This is a genomic window from Paenibacillus sp. GbtcB18 (genome assembly GCF_019091125.1).
Lineage (GTDB): Bacteria > Bacillota > Bacilli > Paenibacillales > NBRC-103111 > Paenibacillus_F > Paenibacillus_F chitinolyticus.
This window is the reverse complement of the sequence record NZ_JAGXJX010000009.1, coordinates 184,063-206,014: the sequence shown is the minus strand read 5'-3', so window position 1 is coordinate 206,014 and position 21,952 is coordinate 184,063. Positions and strand designations below refer to the sequence as shown.

Annotated in this window: 12 protein-coding genes and 1 CRISPR repeat array (1 of these 13 cut by a window edge); of the genes, 9 read left to right on the top strand and 3 right to left on the bottom strand. The window is 57.7% G+C overall.

All coding sequences use genetic code 11. The features are described from left to right. Positions 1 to 788: a CRISPR direct-repeat array (repeat unit 32 nt; unit sequence GTCGCACCCCTTACGGGTGCGTGGATTGAAAT); it reaches 843 nt to the left of the window's first position. A 439-nt stretch (positions 789 to 1,227) separates the two neighbouring features. Both KVT34_RS23830 and KVT34_RS23825 read right to left on the bottom strand, forming a co-directional pair. Further along, positions 1,228 to 2,493: a hypothetical protein gene (locus tag KVT34_RS23830; protein WP_217561788.1), complete on the bottom strand. Its 1,266-nt coding sequence runs from the start codon at positions 2,491 to 2,493 to the stop codon at positions 1,228 to 1,230. A gap of 394 nt (positions 2,494 to 2,887) precedes the next feature. Next, positions 2,888 to 8,560, bottom strand: coding sequence for an OmpL47-type beta-barrel domain-containing protein (locus KVT34_RS23825; RefSeq protein WP_217561786.1), 5,673 nt, complete (start codon positions 8,558 to 8,560; stop codon positions 2,888 to 2,890). A gap of 840 nt (positions 8,561 to 9,400) precedes the next feature. Here KVT34_RS23825 and KVT34_RS23820 point away from each other — a divergent pair. Both KVT34_RS23820 and KVT34_RS23815 read left to right on the top strand, forming a co-directional pair. Next, a complete protein-coding gene (locus KVT34_RS23820; protein WP_217561784.1) occupies positions 9,401 to 10,222 on the top strand; it encodes a GNAT family N-acetyltransferase in 822 nt (273 codons plus the stop codon). Positions 10,223 to 10,336: 114 nt separating this feature from the next. Then, positions 10,337 to 10,720, top strand: a complete 384-nt coding sequence (locus tag KVT34_RS23815) for a response regulator (RefSeq protein ID WP_084706698.1) — start codon at positions 10,337 to 10,339, stop codon at positions 10,718 to 10,720. Between the two features lie 156 nt (positions 10,721 to 10,876). Here the strand turns inward: KVT34_RS23815 and KVT34_RS23810 are convergent, their stop codons facing one another. After that, a complete protein-coding gene (locus KVT34_RS23810; RefSeq protein ID WP_217561782.1) occupies positions 10,877 to 11,770 on the bottom strand; it encodes a LysR family transcriptional regulator in 894 nt (297 codons plus the stop codon). Positions 11,771 to 11,981: 211 nt separating this feature from the next. Here KVT34_RS23810 and KVT34_RS23805 point away from each other — a divergent pair, with 211 nt between their 5' ends. The 7 genes from KVT34_RS23805 to KVT34_RS23775 all read left to right on the top strand — a co-directional run bounded on the left by KVT34_RS23805 (position 11,982) and on the right by KVT34_RS23775 (position 21,677). Continuing rightward, positions 11,982 to 13,361 (top strand): GntP family permease, encoded by a 1,380-nt coding sequence (locus KVT34_RS23805; RefSeq protein ID WP_217561933.1) that lies wholly within the window; start codon positions 11,982 to 11,984, stop codon positions 13,359 to 13,361. 140 nt (positions 13,362 to 13,501) lie between these two features. Continuing rightward, positions 13,502 to 14,287, top strand: a complete 786-nt coding sequence (locus KVT34_RS23800) for a 3-hydroxybutyrate dehydrogenase (RefSeq protein ID WP_217561780.1) — start codon at positions 13,502 to 13,504, stop codon at positions 14,285 to 14,287. A gap of 37 nt (positions 14,288 to 14,324) precedes the next feature. Continuing rightward, positions 14,325 to 15,035: a CoA transferase subunit A gene (locus KVT34_RS23795; protein ID WP_217561778.1), complete on the top strand. Its 711-nt coding sequence runs from the start codon at positions 14,325 to 14,327 to the stop codon at positions 15,033 to 15,035. Next, a complete protein-coding gene (locus KVT34_RS23790; protein ID WP_217561776.1) occupies positions 15,032 to 15,706 on the top strand; it encodes a 3-oxoacid CoA-transferase subunit B in 675 nt (224 codons plus the stop codon). The genes KVT34_RS23795 and KVT34_RS23790 overlap by 4 nt, the downstream gene beginning before the upstream one ends. Before the next feature lie 6 nt (positions 15,707 to 15,712). Continuing rightward, entirely contained in the window at positions 15,713 to 16,897 is a 1,185-nt protein-coding gene (locus KVT34_RS23785) for an acetyl-CoA C-acetyltransferase (protein WP_217561774.1), read from the top strand. 527 nt (positions 16,898 to 17,424) lie between these two features. Further along, entirely contained in the window at positions 17,425 to 20,547 is a 3,123-nt protein-coding gene (locus tag KVT34_RS23780) for a hybrid sensor histidine kinase/response regulator (protein ID WP_217561772.1), read from the top strand. After that, positions 20,544 to 21,677 (top strand): response regulator, encoded by a 1,134-nt coding sequence (locus KVT34_RS23775; RefSeq protein WP_217561770.1) that lies wholly within the window; start codon positions 20,544 to 20,546, stop codon positions 21,675 to 21,677. The genes KVT34_RS23780 and KVT34_RS23775 overlap by 4 nt, the downstream gene beginning before the upstream one ends. The last annotated feature ends 275 nt before the right edge of the window (positions 21,678 to 21,952 follow it).

The window sequence follows — 21,952 nt, the reverse complement described above, 5'->3', positions numbered from 1 at the left end:
GCACATGATCGAATCCGTAGTCGCACCCCTTACGGGTGCGTGGATTGAAATTGTGGGAATTCCTGTTTGATACTTGTAGTACGTGTCGCACCCCTTACGGGTGCGTGGATTGAAATCACGTTACCAGCAACCCCGTTAAGTTTCGTATTGGGTCGCACCCCTTACGGGTGCGTGGATTGAAATCTTGCGGGACTAAAGCCAGTTTCGAAGGTTGAAGAAGTCGCACCCCTTACGGGTGCGTGGATTGAAATACCTCTTCCGAGGGTTATGTGTCTAGGGTATCAATGTCGCACCCCTTACGGGTGCGTGGATTGAAATGTTCGTAGATATGAGATTCGCTCGGAAACTATCCGGGGTCGCACCCCTTACGGGTGCGTGGATTGAAATGTATCTTTGAATCGCATTAGCAATAAATGTTGCAGTCGTACCCCTTACGGGTGCGTGGATTGAAATCGGGAAGCCCCCCGGAAGAACCGGAGTATCCAAGTCGCACCCCTTACGGGTGCGTGGATTGAAATTTCGAAGTCGCTGCCGTTCATCTCGGCCGCCTCCCTCGTCGCACCCCTTACGGGTGCGTGGATTGAAATTGGAAAGGCTGCGGTTCGGTTGCCCCATGTCTTCCAGGTCGCACCCCTTACGGGTGCGTGGATTGAAATATTAGACAGGCTAAAAGCGAAAGCAGCTATCAGGGTCGCACCCCTTACGGGTGCGTGGATTGAAATTAAAGCAAGTGGTGTCAATGACTCGGTGTTTGGTGTCGCACCCCTTACGGGTGCGTGGATTGAAATTTGCTGAAAAAATGGGAACTTCATTTCCTTATGTTGCAGTCGCATCCCTTACGGTGCACGGATTGAAGTAGCATTCATGGCACGCTCGGCAGGGGCAAATCCGTTGTCTCGCATCCCTTACGGGTGAGTGGTTTGAACTATCCAAACAAAGCACTGTAGTGAACGGTGTCACGTCGCATTGTCGCTAGACTAAAAGGTGGACACTTAGAGCCAAAGTTAAAATAGATGTAATATCTTAATTCGGTGTCCAACACGACTAAAAAGCACGACAAAGAATCCAAAATGCAAACTACTCGGCACCTTCAAGAAGAAGGAATGTAGATGGCGAAGGCTGTCTTATCGAGAAGTTCCTCCAGTACTGGCCGCTTTAACCAAAAAAGAGCTCCAGAGTCTCAGACAAACTGAAACTCCGAAGCTCTTTCTTTTTGTGCGGATTCTTTTATTTCTGAATCAGGGTGATGCGTGCGGTTTTGGCGCTGCGCGGAGGCGGGGGAGCGTCCGGATTGTTTGTTGTGACTTGAGTCTCGACGTAAAGCTCCTTGTTCCCGCTAAACTGGTAAACCAGCATATAAGAGTCTTCCATCGGGTCCCAGCCTTCCTGCCAAGGTTTGCCCAGCCGGTCGATGACTTTTTGCAGGGTCATGGGCGTATTGAGTTCAATGGCTGAAATTTTATTTTGCTTCCCGACAAAAAAAGAACAATTGCAAGGCTTGTACAGGTAGCCTGCGCCGCCTTCCCGATGCTGATCTTGTTTGACTTTGCCCCACTTGGCCTCGACGGCTTTGAAGTCCGTGCCGAGTCCGAATTCGATGCCGCCGAAATAGCCTTTTTTCATGCCGGCAATGGAAAGGGGCTCTTGAGCCTGCGCGGCCGGAGCTGTGGAACTTGGAGCCGGCGACGGTTTCGGCGCTGCCGATGGTGACGGTGAGGGCTTAGCGGCGGCTGCGGATGACGATGTCGACTTGTCTGTCGATGGCGTTGCCGGCTTCGTTGACGCGGAACCGTCCTTGCTTGCGGCTGCTTCGGAGGAGCCCGCAGACGGACTCGACCCAGGTTCCTGCGCGGCCGTTTGGGTCTTCTGAGCAGGCGTCTCTTTTTTGGAAAAGTCGACTCCGAGCTTTTGCTGCATGGCGATGACGGTACCGACGGATTCAAACAGCAAAGCATCCGCTTGCTTAATATGATCCCCGTAGGATACGGCAGATCCGGCTTTGGTCGTGTTGATATAATCCATCAGCGCATTCATGCCTTGGGCTTTGTGGTCGTAAGCTTGGGCGTATTTTTCCCTGGATTTTTCAAGCTCGGCGGTTATATCCGGGTCCAGGCCTGCCGGAACGGGAATTTTTCTGACTTTTTCCGCCACTTTCGAAAATTGATTATAGGCATTCAAAATGACCGCGGAATCCGGCATGGTATTTTGATTCATCCGGCCGATTTCCCGATCGGCTTCTTTTTTGGCGTCGCTGGCGGACCGTTCGGCCGCATACAGGGCTTGCTCGAACGCAAGCACAAGGCTGGCTTGCTCTTCTTGTTTTGCACCACTGGTCGCGGCGGGAGACTGAGTCTCCACGGGCGGATTGGAGGCTGCCGGTTTCTCTCCGGCTTTCATGCCTTGAGCTTTCTGGAAAAGCAGGTAGCCCAATACGCCGATGAGGATGAACAGGCCGATGATGACGGTGGAACCCAGAACTGCGTTTTTATTCATGAATTGTCTCTCCCGGGGAGTTGTAGTATGTATTCCATATTTATCGGCAGGGGATTGGAAAAAAATGAGGGTTTGTCAGATATTTGATAGGTCCTAGGAACTATGCGTATGAAAAAGAAGCTGTCCCAAAGTCACGAAAGTGACTAAGGGACAGCTTCTTTGATTTTGGTTAGGTGAAGCCCTGACGGGTTCGGCTTCGCTAACTGCGGGTCGGCAGCGGAGCGTACTTCTGTCGCCTCGCACACCCGCCGCCTGCGTACCCGCCGTCAGCATACGCGCAGCTGCGGTTGGCTGCCGTCATGCGGCGCCCCTGCGCACCCTGCGTGTTCGCAGCGCCGTCGCGGGTGGACGCCTCATAAGGCGCCACGCCTCGCACGCGCACGGGTCGGGCCGCTCACTTCGCTTCCAGCATCCGCAGAAGCAGCGTGACCGCTTCCGCCCGGGTCGTGTAGCCCAGCGGGTCGAACGTGCCGGGACCGCGGCCCTGCACGAGCCCTTTCTGCTGGGCCGCGGCGATGTAGCCTGCGGCCCAGCCGGGGATCTTGTCCGCGTCCGCGTACAGCTCACGCAGCGTGCCGGCCGGAACCGGCTGCAGCTTGGCGGCCTTGGCCGCGAGGGTGAACATCTCGGCGCGGGTGACCGGCGCACTCGGCCGGAACGTGCCGTCCTCGTAGCCGGTGGCGATGCCTGCGCCCTGCGCGAGCGCGACGGCTTCGGCGGCCCAGGCGGGGATGCCGTCGCTGTCCGCAAACCCCGCGGAAGGAGCCGGCTGTTCCTGCCGGAGGGCCACCGCGTATGCCTGCACCAGCATCACGGTGAACTGGGCGCGCGTGACCTCTTCCTGCGGCCGGAATGTGCCGTTTTCGAAGCCGCTGACAATACCGCAGTCCGCTGCGCGTGTAACTTCCGCCTCCGCCCAGTGGCCCTTCATATCCGTGAAGAACACTGGATGCGGGGAAGAGGCCGGAGAAGGACAACCCGGTCTGCCGGGAACGTCCGGCTTGCCGGGTACCCCGGGCTCGCCCGGATTTCCCGTGCCGCCGGGTTCTCCCGGATGCTGCGGCTGTCCCGGATCTACGGGCGTCTTAGGCTCTTCCGTCGGAGAAGTTCCTCCGGGCGAAGTGCCCGGCGAATCCCCGCCGGAATCTTGCCGGGGCTGACGGGTGACCAGGACGGTATATGTTCTTACCGTCTGCCTGTCCGCTGCCGTGACGGTGACCCCGACCGGGTTGGCTCCGACACGCAGCGCGAGCGGTGCCGAAGGTTTTCCGCTGAGGAGCGGAACCCCGTTGACCGTCACCAGCGCATCGGGATCGTAAACGGAAGCCGTTACGGTCGTCCGGTCGTTTTCATAATCAACGGTCAGTGCGTAATTCGATGTGTCTGCGTCGAAAGCGGGATTCAGCCGACCCGCCGACAGTTCAAGTCCGGTCAAACCGGCATTCGAGCTAAGCTGACGGGTCACGTCCACTACATAGGACTGAGTTGTGATTCCGTCCTGTGCCGTCACGACAACCGTGATCGGATTCAAGCCCGGCTGGAGCGCAAGCGGCACAGAAGGCTGTCCGCTGACAACCGGTCGGCCGTTGACGACGAGGGTTGCATTCGGCTCGTAAACGGAAGCCGTGACGGTAAGGCTTGCCGTGTCAGGACCGACAACTGCCCGGTAATGGACCATCCCGCTTTCGAAAGCGGGATCGAGACTGCCCTCGGAGAGCGTCAGCCCGCTAAGCGTGACGTTGCTGCTCGGAGCCCGGCTTACTTCCAAATGGTAGCTCTGCGTCGTTACGCCATCCTGAGCGGTTACCGTGACGGTGACCGGATTGGAGCCGACATGGAGACTGAGCGGCAGACTTCCGGCATTTCCGTTGAAAACAGTGCCGTTGATCGCCAAGGTTGCCACGGAGCTGGAAGCTTTGGCTCCGACGGTTACGGCATAAACATCGTTCGTAACCGTGGTTGAATATACCGTCGTGGCGCCGTCAAAACGGGGTGTGAGTTCCCCCGTCGTAACCGTTAATTCACTTAGGGTGACTTCGCTGGAAGCGGCCCTTGTGACGGTTACGGTATAAGGGGTTACCGTCATCCCGTCCTGTGCCGTGATCTCAACGATAAACGTCTGGTCGCCCACCTCCAGCGCAACCGGATTGGTCACCGGCTGCCCGTTTTGCAGTACGCGTACGGACGCCTGTGCATCTTCCGCTGTCGCTTGGATGGAAGTGAGCGTTACCGAATACGGCACTTGAGCCGTATACCGGTAAGTGGAGCCAGTGACCGTTTCGTTCAAGGCCGCTCCGCTGAGGCTCAGGGAATGAAGCGCGGTATTGGTCGAAACAACGGTAAATGCGGTTTCCTGAGATAAAGGACTTTCATTGCCTGCGGCGTCAACCGCAAGAGCCGTGAGCCGATGCGTTCCTGTGGATAAAGCGGCCCCGGGGGTGAAGCTCCAAATGCCGCCCGAACCGGCTGTTGTAATTCCGGCGGGAGCGCCGTCTACATATACGTTCACGGTCACGCTCGCTTCGGCCGTTCCTTTGATGAGAGGCCGGTTCATATTCGTGACGGTTCCCGGCGCGGGCTCCGTGATCTTCGGCGCGGCAGGCGCCGTAGTATCGATGCGGAAGGCCGTCTCGGCCGAATAGCCGCCGATATTGCCTGCGGCATCGGCCGCCGCCGCTTTCACAGCGTGAGGTCCGTCCGCAAGCGCGGAAGCGGGAATATACACCCAACTGCCGTCCGGACCGGCGGTAACGGTTTGAACGCTTCCGCCGTCCAGCACTATGCGGATGACCGCGTTCGCTTCGGCGTGCCCTTCGATCCTGGGCGAACCCGTGTTCAAAAGCGCGTCTGCCAGCGGTTTCAGGATGACGGGAGCGTCAGGCGCCCGTGTATCCACGGTGAACGGCACCAAGTCGGAATCCGGGCTGATGTTGCCTGCCGTATCCTCGGCGCTTGCCCGGAGGGAGTGAACCCCGTCGGTAAGGGGAGCGGCTGGGATGAAGGACCATTTCCCGCTCCCGTCGGCCGTCACCGGACCTGCCGCATTGCCGTCCAGTTCAATCCGGACCAGGGCGCGGGGTTCGCTTGTGCCGCTGATAACCGGCTGGTTCCGGTTCGTGCTTGTGCCGCTGGCGGGGGTCAGCACGACAGGGGCAGGAGGCGGCGTCGTGTCGATCGTCCAGATTACCGCCTTCGACGAAGGGCCGTTATTGCCGGCTTTGTCGGATGCGTACGCCCGGACGCTGTGCTTACCATCCTGCAGTGCGGCGGGAATCGCATAGCTCCAGAGTCCGCCTCCGTCCGACTGCACGATTGTCTTCAGCGCCCCGTCCACGTAAAGATAAACGAACGAATGGGCTTCCGCCGTTCCGGAAATGACCGGTTTGGTGTCTTTACTCAGTGACCCTTCGGCAGGGGACAAAATGACAGGTTCGGCAGGGGCCGTCGTATCCAGAGTAAAGCTTACCGCGACGCTGGACGGGCTCGTATTGCCTGCCGTATCGGCTGCGACCGCCGTTACGGTGTGTACTCCGTCCGCAAGCTGCCCGGGCAGGCTGGAGGAAAACCTGCCCCCGCTGTCCGCTTTTACGGCGGGGTGGGCTTTGCCGTCAATGGTAACGACGACGGAGGAGGAAGGTTCCGCCGTTCCCGTAACGGCGGGAAGGCTTCTCAGAAGCGACTTGTCGGCCGGCGTTGTAATGGCGGGAGCGCCCGGAGGAGTCCGGACGATCTTGACCGTGGAGGAAGACACCGCGCCAACGTTGCCCGCTTTATCGACCGTTCTGGCCTCGACGGTGGTCTGTCCTTCGGCTTTAACGGTCAGCGGCCCTGTGTACACGGTCCAGCCGAGCGTCTCCGCGCCAGATAAGCTGTACTCCGTGCGGCTCACGCCGGCGCCGCCGGTATCCGCGCCGGGCGTTATCGCTACGGAAACTTCCGGAGCGGAGGTCCAGTCTGCGGCAGAGGGTACGATTACCGGAGCGTCCGGAGGAGTGCGGTCGATGGAGACGGCGGCCGTCCCTGTTCCGCTGACATTTCCCGCCTGATCCGTCGTTCGGGCCGAGACCGTAGTCTGACCCGGCACCGTAATGGAGAAGGGCCCGGTGTAGGGGGTCCAGCCCTTGGTCATGGCTCCGGACAAGCTGTATTCCGTTGACTTGACGCCCGAGCCTCCGGGATCGGTTCCGGGTTGAACCGTTACCGGCACACTCGCTGCCGCTGTCCAGCCGGTTGTTCCCGGAGTGACGGCGGGAGCGGAAGGGCTTGTTTTATCGATTTTGATAACCGTCTGCACGGGGGAACTTGTATTGCCGGCCTTGTCCACACTGCGCGCGCTGACGGTCGTCTGACCTTCGGCGCTTACCGTGACGGGGCCCGTGTAAACCGTCCAGCCGAGCGTCGTCGCACCGGACAAGGTGTATTCGGTCCGGTTTACGCCCGAAAGGGCATCGGTGCCGGGCATGATCGTTACAGCGACGTTGTCCTTGCTCCAGCCGTTTGCCGAGGGCTGAATGGAAGGAATGGTCGGCGATGCTTTGTCGATGGAGACCACGGCCGTGCTTTCGGCGCTCACGTTGCCCACGTTGTCGATTGTCCGCGCATGTACCGTTGTAATTCCTTCCATGCTGATCGGAATAGTTACAGTATAGGGCGTCCAGTCCTGCGTGGTGCCGCCGGTAAGCTTGTATTCCGACCGCTGCACGCCCGATCCGCCATTGTCCGTACCGGGTGTGAGCGTGATCGACGCGTTTTGGTTGGTCCAGGCGGAGCTCGCTCCTTTTATGAAGGGAGGAGTCGGCGCCGTTTTATCTACCTTCACCACGGCGGTCGTCACGCTGCTCGCGTTGCCCGCTTTGTCGATTGTTCGGGCGCTGATCGTGGTCTCTCCCGAATTCGAGACGGTAATCACATCGCCGTTCACATAAGGCGTCCACCCGAGAACAGTCGCGCCGGATAAGCTGTATTCCGTCTGTTTGACACCCGAATGAGCATCCGTTCCGGCCGTCACGGTCGCGGTGACATCCGCAGGAGACCAGTTTGCCGAGGACGTTGTGATAACGGGGGCCGTAGGCGCCGTAAAATCAAACGACAGCTTGTAGACGGTCGTGTTAAGTTCGTAGTTCCTGTCGTACCCGCCTATAACGTACACATTGCTGCCGATAACCGTCATTTTGGCGTTTTGCATTCCTTTAACGGAAGGAGTGTCATAGGTCCAAGTGTTGCTGACGGGATCGTACAAAAAGAAATTATAATTGCCCATGACCAGCACTTTGCCGTTAGGGAGCGTCACCTGGGCATGACGGTAGAAAAGGTCGTTATAATGATAGGGAAGATTGGCCGCTTTGATCCAAATATCAGTGGCCGGGTCGTAAATATAGGCGGCAAAGGAATAAACGTATCCGCTTTGGCCCCCCGTTAACAGGATACGGCCGTCCGCCAGCGTACTTTGCGCAGCTCCGTAAATGCCGATCGGAAGCGGTGCTTTTTCCGTCCAGGTGTTGGCGGCGGGATCGTAGATGTACGTATTGTTGTACAGTATGCTGCTGCTCGGAGAAAAGATAGAATCCGCTCCGCCGACACTGACGATTCTGCCGTCCGGCAGCGTGCTCTGTGAGTTCCCCAGCATATTTTTGGGCAAATTGGATGCTTGGGTCCAGGCGTTTGTATACGGGTTGTAAATCCGCGTCAAATTGTTGTACACGAACCCGGTGCCGCTCAGAAAGGTGTCGCCGCCCGTGACGATGACTCTTCCGTCCTTCATCTCCGACTGGGTGTGGTAGGCCAAGTTCAGCGCAGGAGCATAAGTGGACCAGGTTTGGGTCGAAGGCGAGAAGGTGTACGAGTTTTTGGCGTACGTATTGTTCCGGTTATATTGACCGCCGGTTACAAGGAGGCTGCTGCCGTTCAGCACACCGCTTGCCGAAACTCCCGCCAGGTCTGAGGGCAAGTCAGCCGACGCGGGAAGAGGTTCCATCATGACGGCCGCATTCGCCGTTTGGCACCATCCGGCCAGTATCCCTCCTATCAGGACAGTCGTCCCCCATATTTTGCGCAGCCTGTTAGACATGAAGATGTCATCACTCCTTTGAAAGTACGGTTGCAGCCGGTCAAGAAGGGGAACCCTTATGCCCGACTCAAAGAGTTAGCAGGGTCCAGTCTAGCAAAAACGATAGGTCTTGAGAATTAACTTTGGTTAACTGCATAAAATTTCGGCAGGCGAGGGAAAGGAGAGATGCGCTAGGCCAAGTAAGCTGGCTTTGCCTTCCAGTAGGGCTACTTCTATAGCGTTTTGAAAGCAATATGGGCTGTATTACAGGACATAAAAAATGACTAGTGTTTTACAACAATTGGTAATTTTGTATATGTTTTAGTATATAATGGATTTGCACGAAGAAAGGGAGATGCCAAATTGAGTATCAGGTACCCGATTAATTTTGTTTTTTTCATCGTGGTTTTTCTAATAGTCGACCTCCTGCCGCTAAATAGCATTTTGAAAATCGTACTCTGTGTGATACTAATGGGCGTATTAGATTTCATGATCATTAAGACTGGGATTGACAATAAAAAGGTGCCTGTTTATGCGGGGGTTGGGTCAATGGCGGTAGTGATCGCAGTATTGTTATCATTTGAATAATAGAGCAAATCGTAATGAGTTCTATCCTGCAAAAATGTCCAGATTCGAAAACCGCGCCGCAGAGGGCGTTTTTTTATTGTGAATGGGTGTAGGGGTCTGCCTGCCCTATATTTTAAGGAGGCTTGATTAGTGGACATCGATTAACCTAAGCTTGTAAGTACCCCCAGATGACTCTCTTGATAAATTCGTAGTCATAAGGTATCTTCAAAAAAATGTCTCAATAAACGTCAAAACCGGCTGCACCCACAGCCCGGAAGCAAGGAGGACATCGGCATGAACACAGGGCAAGGGCAGGGCCAAACAGCCCGTTTGATCCGGGATAACTTTATCGCGAAGGTCTCCCATCTGGCAAGTCGGGCAGAAGGCTGTACTTTCAAACAAACACCCGAATACATAAGAGCGGATAGCGGCCTCCCTTCGGATACGTTTAACGTGGCGGTTTTGCTGCAACCCCGCCTGTCAGCGGGGGACGAACCTATCCTCGAAGAGACGGTTCATTATTTTACGGACAAAAAATACCCGATGGCGTTATGGTCCTGGGAAAGCAAAGACAGCGTCACGTTCGAGACGTTAAGACAAGCGGGTTTAAAAGAAGCGGAAACGAACATCGCGATGTATGCGGACTTGGATGCCCTTCATCCCGGAACCGAATGCCCCGCGGATTTTCGTATAAAGGAAATTGCATCCCCTGCGGAAGCGGAGCAATTCGGAGACGTGCTGGCTTCGTTGTTCGGAGAATCGGAGGAAGGGGCTGCCGTAAGGGCTTTTTACCGGAAAATATCCCGTCTGCCGCTGTGGGGGACTTCTCCTATGAAGCTGTATGTCGGCTCCTACCGCGGTCGGCCGGTCAGTACCGGTACGCTTATGTTCACGGATGACAGCGTCGGCATCTACGATATCGCAACTCGCTCGGACTTCCGGGGACAAGGCTTCGGCTCCGCGATGTTTCGATTCCTTATCGGCGAAGCCAAGAAAGGAAAGCCCCGGCTTTGCGTTCTGCAGGCTTCGCCCGACGGAATCGGGATCTACAAACGGGCGGGATTTGAACCGGTCTGCGAAGTTACGGTATACGAGAACAGGCACTTGGTTGAATAATTCGAGGAGCGCTTTTTGCGTCTTTTCAGATCAGTAAACGCTCCCTTCCCGGACATGTTTAGTTTTTGTTCAGTTTGTTTTGATACATTGGAACAGACAGAAGGAGGGGGCGCTTTGAACGTACTGATTGTGGACGACGCCGCATTTATGAGAACGCTGGTCCGTATGTTTTTGGAGCAGATGGGACATACCGTGATCGGCGAAGCCCAAAACGGGAAGGAAGCGGTCGATCTTTACGGCCGATTGAAGCCGGACCTTGTGACGATGGATATTACGATGCCCGAAATGGACGGATTGGAAGCCGTTAAGCACATCAAATCCGCCAATCCGGACGCTAAAATCATTATGTGCTCCGCCATGGGGCAGCAGCAGGTTGTCATGGAAGCCATCCGCAGCGGGGCCAGCGATTTCGTGGTCAAACCGATCCAGAAGGAACGCTTGCAGGAGGCCGTCGAGAAACTTTTTGCCGGACAAGGGATGAAGATCGGCGTTATGTAGGTTGAATTGTTTCCACTACCATCACCGGAATGAATATAATAAAAGTTCCTTTATGCGTCAAAATGAAAAAGATACCCGCACCGGCAGGTATCCTTTTTTTTATGTCTTTTTTCATGCTTTCGTTTCGCAATTGGCGAACGCGGAATTTCCTCCGGCTCAAACCTCCGCTCCCTCCGCTTTTTCCCCGATAAATTCCAGAAGCTCCCGCATCGCGTAAGAAGCATACCGTTCCTTGTTCCACAGCACATACAAGTTCCACGGAATGCCCGGCGAGGTTTTGGGGATAACCCGGACATCCGGGTTCGCTATTTTGGAAGTGATCGGCTCCGGGATAAAAGATACCCCGAGTCCCCCGGCGACCATCTCTACCAGCAGATCCCACTGCGAGCTTTCGTGGGCGATGGCCGGGTGAAAACCCGCGCTGTGGCAGGCGTCCAGGACGTGATGCCGCACGGCAAAGCCCTTGGCGAACAGCAGGAACGGCTCTCGGCTCAAATCGGCGAGAGAGACCGTTTCCCGTTCGGCCAGCGGATGCGCGCGATGCAGCACGAGCGAGACGTGCTGGCGGATGAACGGCAGCCGTCCCAGGCTGGAATCCTCGTCCGGCGAGATGACGACGCCCATGTCGATCGATCCGTCCAGAACGCGCTGCTCTACGGTTTTCGCGCCCTCCTCGATCATGACGAACTGAATCGCGGGATATTTCCGTTGAAAAGGCGCGATCACGCGCGGAAAGAAAACGGTGCTGATCACCGGGGGCAGTCCGATGCGGATGGTACCCGTTTTGAGCTGGGACACGTCGTCCAGCGTGGTGTAGAGGTCGTTCACGGACTGGAGAATGACCTGCATCCGCTGGATGGCGGCGGCGCCCGAGTCGGTGAGCTTGACGGTTTTGCCGCTGCGGTCGAACAGGGTGACGCCGAGCTCGTCCTCCATGCTTTTGACCAGCTTGCTTAAAGTCGGTTGAGTCATATGTAAAATTTCGGCGGCCTTCGTGAAATTCTGCTGTTTGGCGACCTCCAGAACGGAGGCGAGATTTCTTACGTCCACGGTCGTTCATCCCCAGCCATAAAATTTTGGAATGGTAGCCATTCGATGTCTGAATTTTACCTTGCCTCACCTGCCGTGTAAACTAAAAGCGGACACAGAACGTTCAAAATTCAGGGGACGCCCCGGAATTTTATGGAGAGCAGCACGTCAACTCAAAAGAATGTAAGGGCTTACAAGAGATCTTCTAACAGAAAAGAGGAGAAGGCGCATGGTGTTTGTTCAGGTCGTGGCGATTGTGCTCGCCTTGGGGCTGCTGATGTTTTTCGCTTACCGGGGGTATCCGGTGATCGTGTTTGCCCCGATCTTTACGCTGCTGGCCGTGGTCATTTCCGGGCTCGCGCTTATGCCGAGCTACACGGAGACTTATATGGCGAATGCGGCGAACTATATTAAAACGTACTTCCCGATCTTCCTGCTCGGAGCGATTTTCGGCAAGGTGATGGAGCTGAACGGAGCGGCCTCCTCGATTGCCCGTTCCATCGTCAAAGTGCTCGGCTCCAAACGCGCCATGCTGTCGGTCGTGCTGGCCTGCGCGGTGCTGACTTACGGCGGCGTCTCGCTGTTCGTGGTCGCTTTCGCCGTCTATCCGTTCGCGGTGGCGGTTTTCCGCGAAGCGGATATTCCGAAGCGGCTCATTCCCGGCACGATCGCGCTCGGCGCCTTTACCTTCACGATGGATGCGCTCCCCGGAACGCCGCAGGTGCAGAACATCATCCCGACCACGTATTTCGGAACGGACGCGTACGCGGCCCCTGTCGTGGGGATTGTGGGCGGAGTCATGGTGCTGGCGGCGGGCATGTTCTGGCTGGAGAAACGCCGCAAGCAAGCGGCAGCCGCAGGCGAAGGCTACGGAACCGGACACAAGAACGAGCCGGAAACCGCCGAAGGCCAGCGTTACCCGAACCTGTGGGTTTCGCTCGTTCCGCTCGTGCTGGTGCTGGTGTTCAACTACCTGCTGAGCCGGGGATTTTTGACGGTCAACACCTGGTACAGCCCGGAGCTTCTCAAAACGTTTAACATCGCGAATGTGAAAACGGTTGCATCCTCATGGGCGCTTATTATCGCCCTGTTCATCGGCATCGCGGCGGCGCTCTGCATCAACGTCCGGCACGTTCAGAGCAAGCTGGCGGCAGGGCTGACGGCAGCCGCGATGGGATCGCTTCTGGCGATTTTCAACACAGCTTCCGAAGTCGGCTTCGGCAACGTGGTCAAGACGCTGCCCGGCTTCAAAGCGATCCAGAATTTCATCCTCAACATCAGTTCCCAGCCGCTTATCAACGAAGCGGTGTCGGTCAATATTTTGTCCGGGGTCACCGGATCGGCCTCCGGCGGGCTGTCCATCGCGCTCGAAGTCATGGGCAAACAGTACCTGGCAGCGGGCCAGGCGGCGGGAATCAGCCCGGAATGGCTGCACCGGATCGCTTCGATGGCTTCGGGGGGAATGGATACGCTGCCCCATAACGGAGCGGTCATTACGCTGCTCGCGATCACGGGCCTGACGCACCGTCAGTCTTACAAGGATATTTTCGCCATAACCGTTGTCAAAACACTTACGGTGCTTATTCTCGCCGCTGTTTTATCTTTCATGTAAAAGAGGCCGGGATGAAGCGGAGCCGTCCGGCGCCTATTTTAGACCGTTGACAGTTAAGGCCATTCATAGGTAATTAGATCGTTTTTATTTCAGCATTCATTTTCATCCCCTATAAAACACTTTCGGAAGGAGTGGCGGTCATGACCCCATTTTTGGCTCAAAAAACAGCCCTGATCACCGGCGCGGCCAGCGGCATCGGCCTTGAAATCGCCCGCACATTCGCCCGCGAGGGGGCCAAGGTCGTTATTTCCGACATTCAGGAGGAAAAGGCAAAAACGGCGGCCCGGGGGCTGGCGGACGAAGGATACGAGGCCATCGGTCTCGCCTGCGACGTAACCGACGAAAGCCAGTTCGCCGGAGCGATCCGGACTACGCACGAAACCTACGGCCGGTTCGATATTCTGGTGAACAACGCGGGTCTGCAGCATGTCGCGCCTATCGAGGAATTCCCGGTGGAAAAGTTTGAATTCATGATCAAAGTGATGCTGACGGGGGCTTTTATCGGGATCAAGCATGCTCTGCCCCTTATGAAGGAACAGCAGTACGGGCGGATCATCAACATGGCTTCGATCAACGGCGTCATCGGTTTTGCGGGCAAAGCCGCTTACAACAGCGCGAAGCACGGACTCATCGGGCTGACGAAGGTAGCGGCCCTGGAAGGCGCGGCGCACGGCATTACGGTTAACGCGCTGTGCCCGGGCTACGTGGATACGCCGCTCGTACGCGGCCAGCTGGAAGATCTGGCAAGAACGCGGGGCGTTCCCCTGGAAAGCGTGCTGGAGGAGGTCATCTACCCTCTGGTACCGCAAAAAAGGCTCCTGTCGGTCGATGAAATCGCCGAATTCGCCATGCTCATCGCCAGCGACAAGCTGAAGGGCGTGACGGGAACGTCCATGCTGATCGACGGCGGATATACGGCGCAGTAGAGAGAGACATCAATCACGCGAGAGGAGAGGGGAAGACATGAGCAAAGTACTGAAATCAGCGGAGGAAGCCGTACGTGTCATCGGGGAAGGAGCGACCCTGATCGTGGGAGGCTTCGGCCTGTGCGGCATACCGGAGCATCTGATCGCCGCTCTGGAGCGGCAGGGCACCGGTGAGCTTACGGTCGTCAGCAACAACTGCGGAGTCGACGATTGGGGGCTCGGGCTGCTGCTGGCGAACAAGCAGATCAAGAAGATGGTGTCCTCCTACGTCGGAGAAAACAAAACGTTCGAGAAGCAGTACTTAAGCGGCGAGCTGGAGGTTGAGCTGGTGCCTCAGGGCACGCTGGCGGAACGCATCCGGGCAGGCGGGGCGGGCATTCCCGCTTTTTACACGGCGACGGGCGTGGGGACGCTGGTAGCGGAAGGCAAAGAAGAGAAATATTTCGGGGGCCGGCCGTATATTCTGGAAAAAGCGATCACCGGTGATTTCGCGTTGGTGAAAGCCTGGAAGGCCGACACGGCGGGGAATCTCGTGTTCCGCAAAACGTCTCGCAACTTCAATCCGCTGGCTGCGGCGGCGGGCAAGATTACGCTCGTGGAAGCCGAGGAGATTGTGGAGGCGGGAGAGCTGGACCCCGATGACATTCATACGCCGGGCATTTTTGTGCAGCATGTCGTACGGGGCGGGAACTATCAGAAACGGATCGAGCGTCTGACGGTCCGCGAAGCGAAGGAGGAGACAGCATGAGCCATCCGCGCCAAAGAATCGTGGAACGCGCCGTACAAGAAATCCGGGACGGCATGTACGTCAACCTGGGGATCGGAATGCCGACGCTCGTAGCCGACGAAATTCCCGCCGGTATCACCGTGATGCTCCAGTCCGAGAACGGGCTGCTGGGCATCGGTCCTTATCCGAAGCGGGGCGAGGAAGACCCGGATTTGATCAACGCGGGCAAGGAAACCGTCACGGCGGTGCCGGGCGCTTCCTATTTCGACAGTGCAGAATCGTTCGCCATGATCCGGGGCGGCCATATCGACCTGGCTATTCTGGGCGGCATGGAGGTATCCGGCGGTGGCGATCTCGCGAACTGGATGATTCCGGGCAAAATGGTCAAGGGGATGGGCGGCGCGATGGATCTGGTGAGCGGAGCCAAGCGCATCGTCGTCATCATGGAACACGTGAACAAATACGGGGAATCGAAGGTGAAAAAAGCCTGCACCCTTCCTTTGACGGGCAGAGGAGTGGTGAACCGGCTCATTACGGATCTGGCCGTATTCGATTTTACGCCGGAAGGCATGGTGCTGGCCGAACTGCTCGGAGAAGCGGAGCTGGACGAAGTCCGGGCCAAGACCGAAGCGGCGTTCAAGCTCGGCCCTCTTTTAAAAGAACGGCTCGAAGCCTGCGGACAGGAAGGGTGAACCGAAATGACCAGAGAAGCGGTTATTGTCAGCGCCGTGCGTACGGCGATCGGCAGCTTTCAGGGCTCCCTGGCCGGCGTGCCCGCGACGGAGCTCGGAAGCATCGTGATCCGCGAAGCGCTGGAACGGGCGCGAGTGGAACAGGAGAATGTCCATGAGGTCATCATGGGCAACGTGCTCCAGGCGGGACTGGGGCAGAACCCGGCGAGACAGGCTTGGCTGAAAAGCGGGTTTTCCGACGGCGTTCCCGCCCTTACGGTGAACAAAGTATGCGGCTCCGGGCTCAAAGCCGTCATGCTGGCGGCCCAGTCGGTTATGCTCGGCGATGCCGACATAGTCGTGGCCGGAGGCATGGAAAATATGAGCGCGGCGCCGTATCTGCTGGAAGGCGCCCGCTCCGGCCTGCGCATGGGCGACGGCAAGCTCGTCGATTCCATGATCCGCGACGGCCTCTGGTGCGCCATGTGCGACATCCACATGGGCGAAACCGCGGAGAATGTCGCGGACCGGTACGGCCTCTCCCGCGAGGAGCAGGACGAGTTCGCGGCTCACAGCCAGCAGAAGGCGGAGCGGGCGGCCGCGGACGGACGCTTCCGGAGCGAGATCGTGCCGGTCCCTGTTCCGCGGAAGAAGCAGGACCCGCTCCCGTTCGACCGCGACGAATTTCCGCGCGCGGGCACGACCGCGGAGACGCTCTCGCTGCTGCGCCCGGCGTTCCGCTCCGGCGGGACTGTGACCGCCGGCAACGCCTCGGGCATCAACGACGGGGCGGCCGCCGTTGTCGTCATGTCGGCCGAGGAAGCCGGCCGACGGGGGCTGAAACCCCTTGCCCGGATCAAGGGCTACGCCTCGGCGGCGCTCGATCCGGCCGTGATGGGCCTCGGGCCCGTAAGCGCCGTGCGGCGGCTGTTGAACCGGACGGGCGTGCCGATAGACGGCATCGACCTGTTCGAGTTCAACGAGGCCTTCGCGGCGCAGTCGCTTGCCGTGGGGCGCGAGCTCGGCGTACCGCCGGAGAAGCTCAACGTCAACGGCGGCGCGATCGCCCTCGGGCACCCCATCGGCGCCAGCGGCGCGCGCGTGCTCGTGACGCTGCTGCACGAGCTGGAGCGGCGCGGCGGCAAGCGCGGCCTGGCCTCGCTGTGCATCGGCGGGGGCCAGGGCGTGGCGCTGCTGGTGGAGCGCGATTAGAGCGGCGATCGTATCGGTAACGATCGTTCATACGGCATTCGGGCAGATGGGTCTCTGATGGAATTGGAGGCTCATCTTTTTTGGGGGAAATGGGGACTTCACTCTTTTAATGAGATAAAAGCCGTCCGCTATAGCGGGCGGTTTTTGTTTTATCCGCTGCATAAGACCGATGCATACCGAGGCGCTGCTGTCTATCCGTGAGGGAGAATGGGCACGGTTTATTTCTTAGCTTTGCATTTATTCGAACCAAAAGAAACCCGGCGCGGGCTGTGGTACAATACAACAGCATATCAACTTTTTTCCGGCAGGTGACGAACAATGGGGACTTTATATCATAGAGGTGTACGGGAGCGCAATTTGTCTACGGTGTTGTACATGCGCGGCGGTCAGAAGAGGCACAGGAGCTGCAGGCATGTGGTTGACCACCGTCATGTGACGCCAAGCATCGCGCGCTGGGAGCTTCACTTGGTCTGGAAAGACGGTTTACAGGGTTTTTGCAAGCGATTTCACGGGCTGTGGGTCGGCCTATGAAAAAACAAGCGCTGTTTTTTATACTCGGGGCCGCGCTTATTCTGCTGCTGCCGGTGTATTCCGTTCTTCAGCACGTCGTGTCGAACGAACGAAATCCCGATGCCGTCCGCGGGGCGCTGGATCTCAGAGCCTGGAACTTTGCGGACAAAGGGACGGTCCGGCTGAGCGGCGAATGGGAATTTTACAGGGGGAAGTTGCTCGTTCCCGGAGATTTTCATCCTTCCGCGGAGTCGGGAAGGACGCTTCCCGTACCGACCGGTATGGCGCAAATTCCGGGCAAATGGAATGCGTATATGGGGGAGGAAGGCGATCCGGCCGCGGAAGGATATGCCACGTTCCGTCTCAACGTGCGGCTTAACGAGACGGACGGGGCTATTTACGGCATCCGCACCGGCAATATCCGCATGGCTAACCGGGTGTTCGTGAACGGCCGGGAAGTGGGAGCGAGCGGAACGCCGGGCCGTACGGCCGCGGAAGAAAATCCCGACAACGTTCCGTACACGGGATATACCTATCTGAAGGGAAGCGAAGCCGAGATCGTGGTTCAGGTTTCCAACCACAGTTATTCCTCCGGCGGCATATTCACTCCGATCTTGTTCGGAGACGAGAAGTCCGTTATGAAAAGCCGGGAAGCGGCATTATTTTCCGAGTGGATGACGATGGCGGGTTTTCTGATTCCCGGACTTTATTTTCTGGTTTTGTACAGGATGCGGAGGAATGATCCCGCCTCGCTTTATTTGGGGCTGTTTTGTTTGGTGGGGCTGCTGTTTGTGCTCACGCACGGGGAGAAGATGCTTCCCGCCGTCTGGCCGGGGTTTTCTTACACCTGGCTGCTCAAGGTGCAGCTCATGGTGTCTTCGTTCGTGTACTTTTTCCTGCTCCGTTATGTAGCCGTTGCCGTACCGGGCGGCGTTCATCCGCTTGCGCTGCGGGTGAGCTCCTTCGTGACGGCAGCCGGTCTGCTCGCGGGCCTGCTGCTGCCGCCGGTTGTTTTCTCCCGGCTGGAGGTGCTGATCCTGGCGATTTCCTTCCTCAGCATGTGCTATATAGCGTTCGTTCTGCTGAGGGATGTGCGCAAGCGCTCCGAGGACACCTTGCTCATGATCGCCGGTGTGATGAGCATTCTGATGGTCATAGCGGCGTACGTGCTCAACTTGGTCGGCTTGTACGAAGGGCTGCTGCTCGTTCCGGCGGAAATGCTGATGTTCGTGTTGACTCAGGCTATTCTGCTGGCGCAGCGGTTTAACCGGACCTTTGTGGAGGTGGACCAGCTTTCGCAAAGGCTGCTTTCCCTGGACGGGCTGAAGGATGAATTCATGGCGAGCACGTCCCATGAACTCCGTACGCCTCTGCACGGAATGGTCAACATGGCCCAATCTATGCTGGAAGGCGCATCGGGCGCTTTGAACGTTAAGCAGAGGAACGATCTGGCGATGATTGTGTCTACGGGCCGGAGGCTTACTTTTCTCATTAACGATATTCTTGATTTCAGCAAGCTTAAGAACGGCGAAATTGTGCTGAAACGGCAGCCGGTCGATCTCAAAGCCGCAACGAATGCGGTGCTGGAAGTCATGACCCATGTCGCCCGGCACAAAGACATCCGTTTCGAGCAAGAATGGCCCGACCGGCTTCCTTGGCTTCTGACGGATGAAGACCGTCTTCAGCAAATTTTGTACAATTTGATCGGCAATGCCGTGAAGTTCACTCCGGCGGGAACGGTCACGATCGGGGCGGTAACGAAGAGCGGCCATGTGCTCGTCTTCGTTAAAGATACGGGCATCGGAATCGCGGAGAACCGCATGGAAGAAATTTTCCATGCTTACGATCAGGGTGTCGACCCAGGGGATCGCGATTACGAAGGAACGGGCCTCGGACTGAGTATTACGAAGAAGCTGGTCGAGCTGGGTGAGGGAAAAATCGAAGCGGAATCCCGGCTCGGAGAAGGTTCCGTATTCCGGTTTACCGTTCCGTCGACTACGGCCGCACCGGAAGCGGCACGATCTTCCGACGGGGGGTTCAAGGCTTCCGCCGCAAGAGACGAAACGGCCGCCGCCGTCCTGCCGGAAGTCCTGGAGGACCGGCGCGTCGGCAAAATCGACGCGACTGTTCTGCTGGTCGACGACGATCCGGTCAACCTGCAAGTGCTGTACAACCTGCTGTCGGTTGAAGGTTACCGGCTGATTGCGGCAGACGGCGGGGCCAAAGCGATGGCGCATATCGGCTCGGGGCTGTCCATCGACCTGGTCATTGCCGACTGGATGATGCCGGGCATGTCCGGTCTGGAATTGTGCCGGGCGATCCGCGACCGCATCTCGCTGGCCGAGCTCCCGGTCTTGCTGCTGACCGCACGGAGCCTGCCGGAGGATGTGCGCACCGGTTTCCAGGCGGGCGCCAACGATTTTCTGCGCAAACCGGTCGATGCCGACGAGCTGAGAGCCCGGGTGCGGACCCTGCTTGAGATGCGCATGTCCGTCCGGAACGCGGTTTCGGCGGAGATGGCGTTTTTGCAGGCGCAGATCAAGCCGCATTTTCTGTACAACGCGCTGAATACGATTATCGCGCTTCTGCCCTCCGACCCGGACAAAACGACGAAGCTGCTTCTGGAACTCAGCCGTTATCTTCGGGGCAGCTTCGATTTTCAGAATCGCGACCAGTTGGTACCTTTACAGAAGGAAATGGCTCTCGTTCAGTCGTATTTAGTTCTGGAGAAGGCACGTTTCGAAGAACGGCTGCAGGTCATATACGACATCCGGGCTGAGCCGAACCGTCTGATCCCTCCGCTCAGCATCCAGCCGATCGTTGAAAATGCGGTTCGCCACGGCATCATGAGACGTGCGGAAGGCGGAACGATCGGAATTTCCGTCGAGGAGCAGGAAGATGTCCTGCTCGTGGAAATTACGGATAACGGAGTCGGGATGGAACCGGGACGCGCGGCATCCCTCTTATCGGCAGAGGCCGGGGGAGGAGTCGGCCTGATCAACATCCATACCCGTCTGCTGACGATGTTCGGCGAAGGGCTCGATATCCGGACTGAGGCGGGGCAGGGCACGACTGTCCGGTTCCGGGTGCCGAATAACGGGGGGACCCGGGGAAATACGGGAGGAGGCCAAAAGCAGTGAAGGCCATTCTGATTGACGACGAAAAGCCCGCCCTGATCCAGATGGAGCGTCTGCTCCGGGCGGATGGGCGCATGGAGGTCGCGGGCATGTATACGCAGGCCCGGCATGGGCTTGAACATATGACTGCCGAGAAGGCGGACATCGTCTTCCTGGACATCGAGATGCCCGAGATGAACGGCCTTGAAGCGGCGGAGAATCTGTACCGGCTGAACCCGGAGGCGCAGATCGTCTACGTAACCGCCTATAACGACTACGCGATCGAAGCGTTCGAACTTGGCGCGATCGATTATCTGCTCAAGCCGGTCGATCCGGAACGGTTCGCCAAGACCGTCAGCCGCCTGGAGTCGCGTCTTAGCCAGCTCCAGGCCGTCCGACGGGAGGCGGCACCGGCCGGCGAGCCGTCCGTGCTGTGCTTCAAGCAGTTGTCTCTGGCGGGAGGCCCCGGGCCAGGCGGCAGCTTGAGATGGCGCACGCAGAAAGCGCAGGAGCTGTTCGCTTTCCTCGTTCATCACCGGAGCAAGCGGGTGTCCAAAGATGTCATTCTGGAGACGCTATGGCCGGAGCTTTCTCTGGATAAAGCGGTCACCCAGCTTCACACCTCCGTATACCAGGTGCGCAAAATGCTCAAAGCCTGGGGAATCGGAGCGGGCATCGATTATTCCCATGACAGCTACCGCTTCACGGGGGAAGGTTTCCGCACCGATGTGGACCTGTTCCTGACCGCCGCCTCTGCCGGCGAGATTACGTCGCGGGAGCAGTGGCGGGGGCTGGACCAGGCCCTGCAGCTGTACAGGGGGGATTACCTCGAGGAGCACGATTATTTCTGGGCCAAATCGTACCGGGCGCAGCTGCTCGGGCAGTACATTCAGGCCAGCCTTCTGGCTTCGGCTTACGAAGTATCTGCGGGACAGACTCATTCCGCTCTCCGGCGGCTGGAGCTGCTCCAGAAAAAGGAGCCGTTCTCGGAAGAGATTTGCCGGGCGGGGATGGAAGTCCATGCCGGTCTGGGTGACAAGCTGTCGCTGAAAAAGCATTACGAATCGTTCGCAAGCGCCCTCCGCGAGGAGCTGGGATCGGAGCCCGGCCGCGAAACAACTAACCTGTATAGACACCTGATGCAGAGCATCTGAGCGATTCCGGTTATCCCGGACGAAGCCTTTGCCCCTCTTGAGCGGCCGGGCTTTTTTTTATCGGGCTAAAAACAATGGAGAGCAGGTTTGCTGCTGCCGGCATCCGAAATGTACCATTTTGGCGAAAAATGACGAATTTTGTCCAGAATCCGTTCAGTGGAAGCTGATACAATTCTCCATGTTAAAAAAGGGGGGAAGGGGCTGGCCGAAGCTCAGATAAAGAGAGAGAAAATTTCGTTGATAGTCGGTTTTGTCAGTGCGTTACCAAGTTTTCT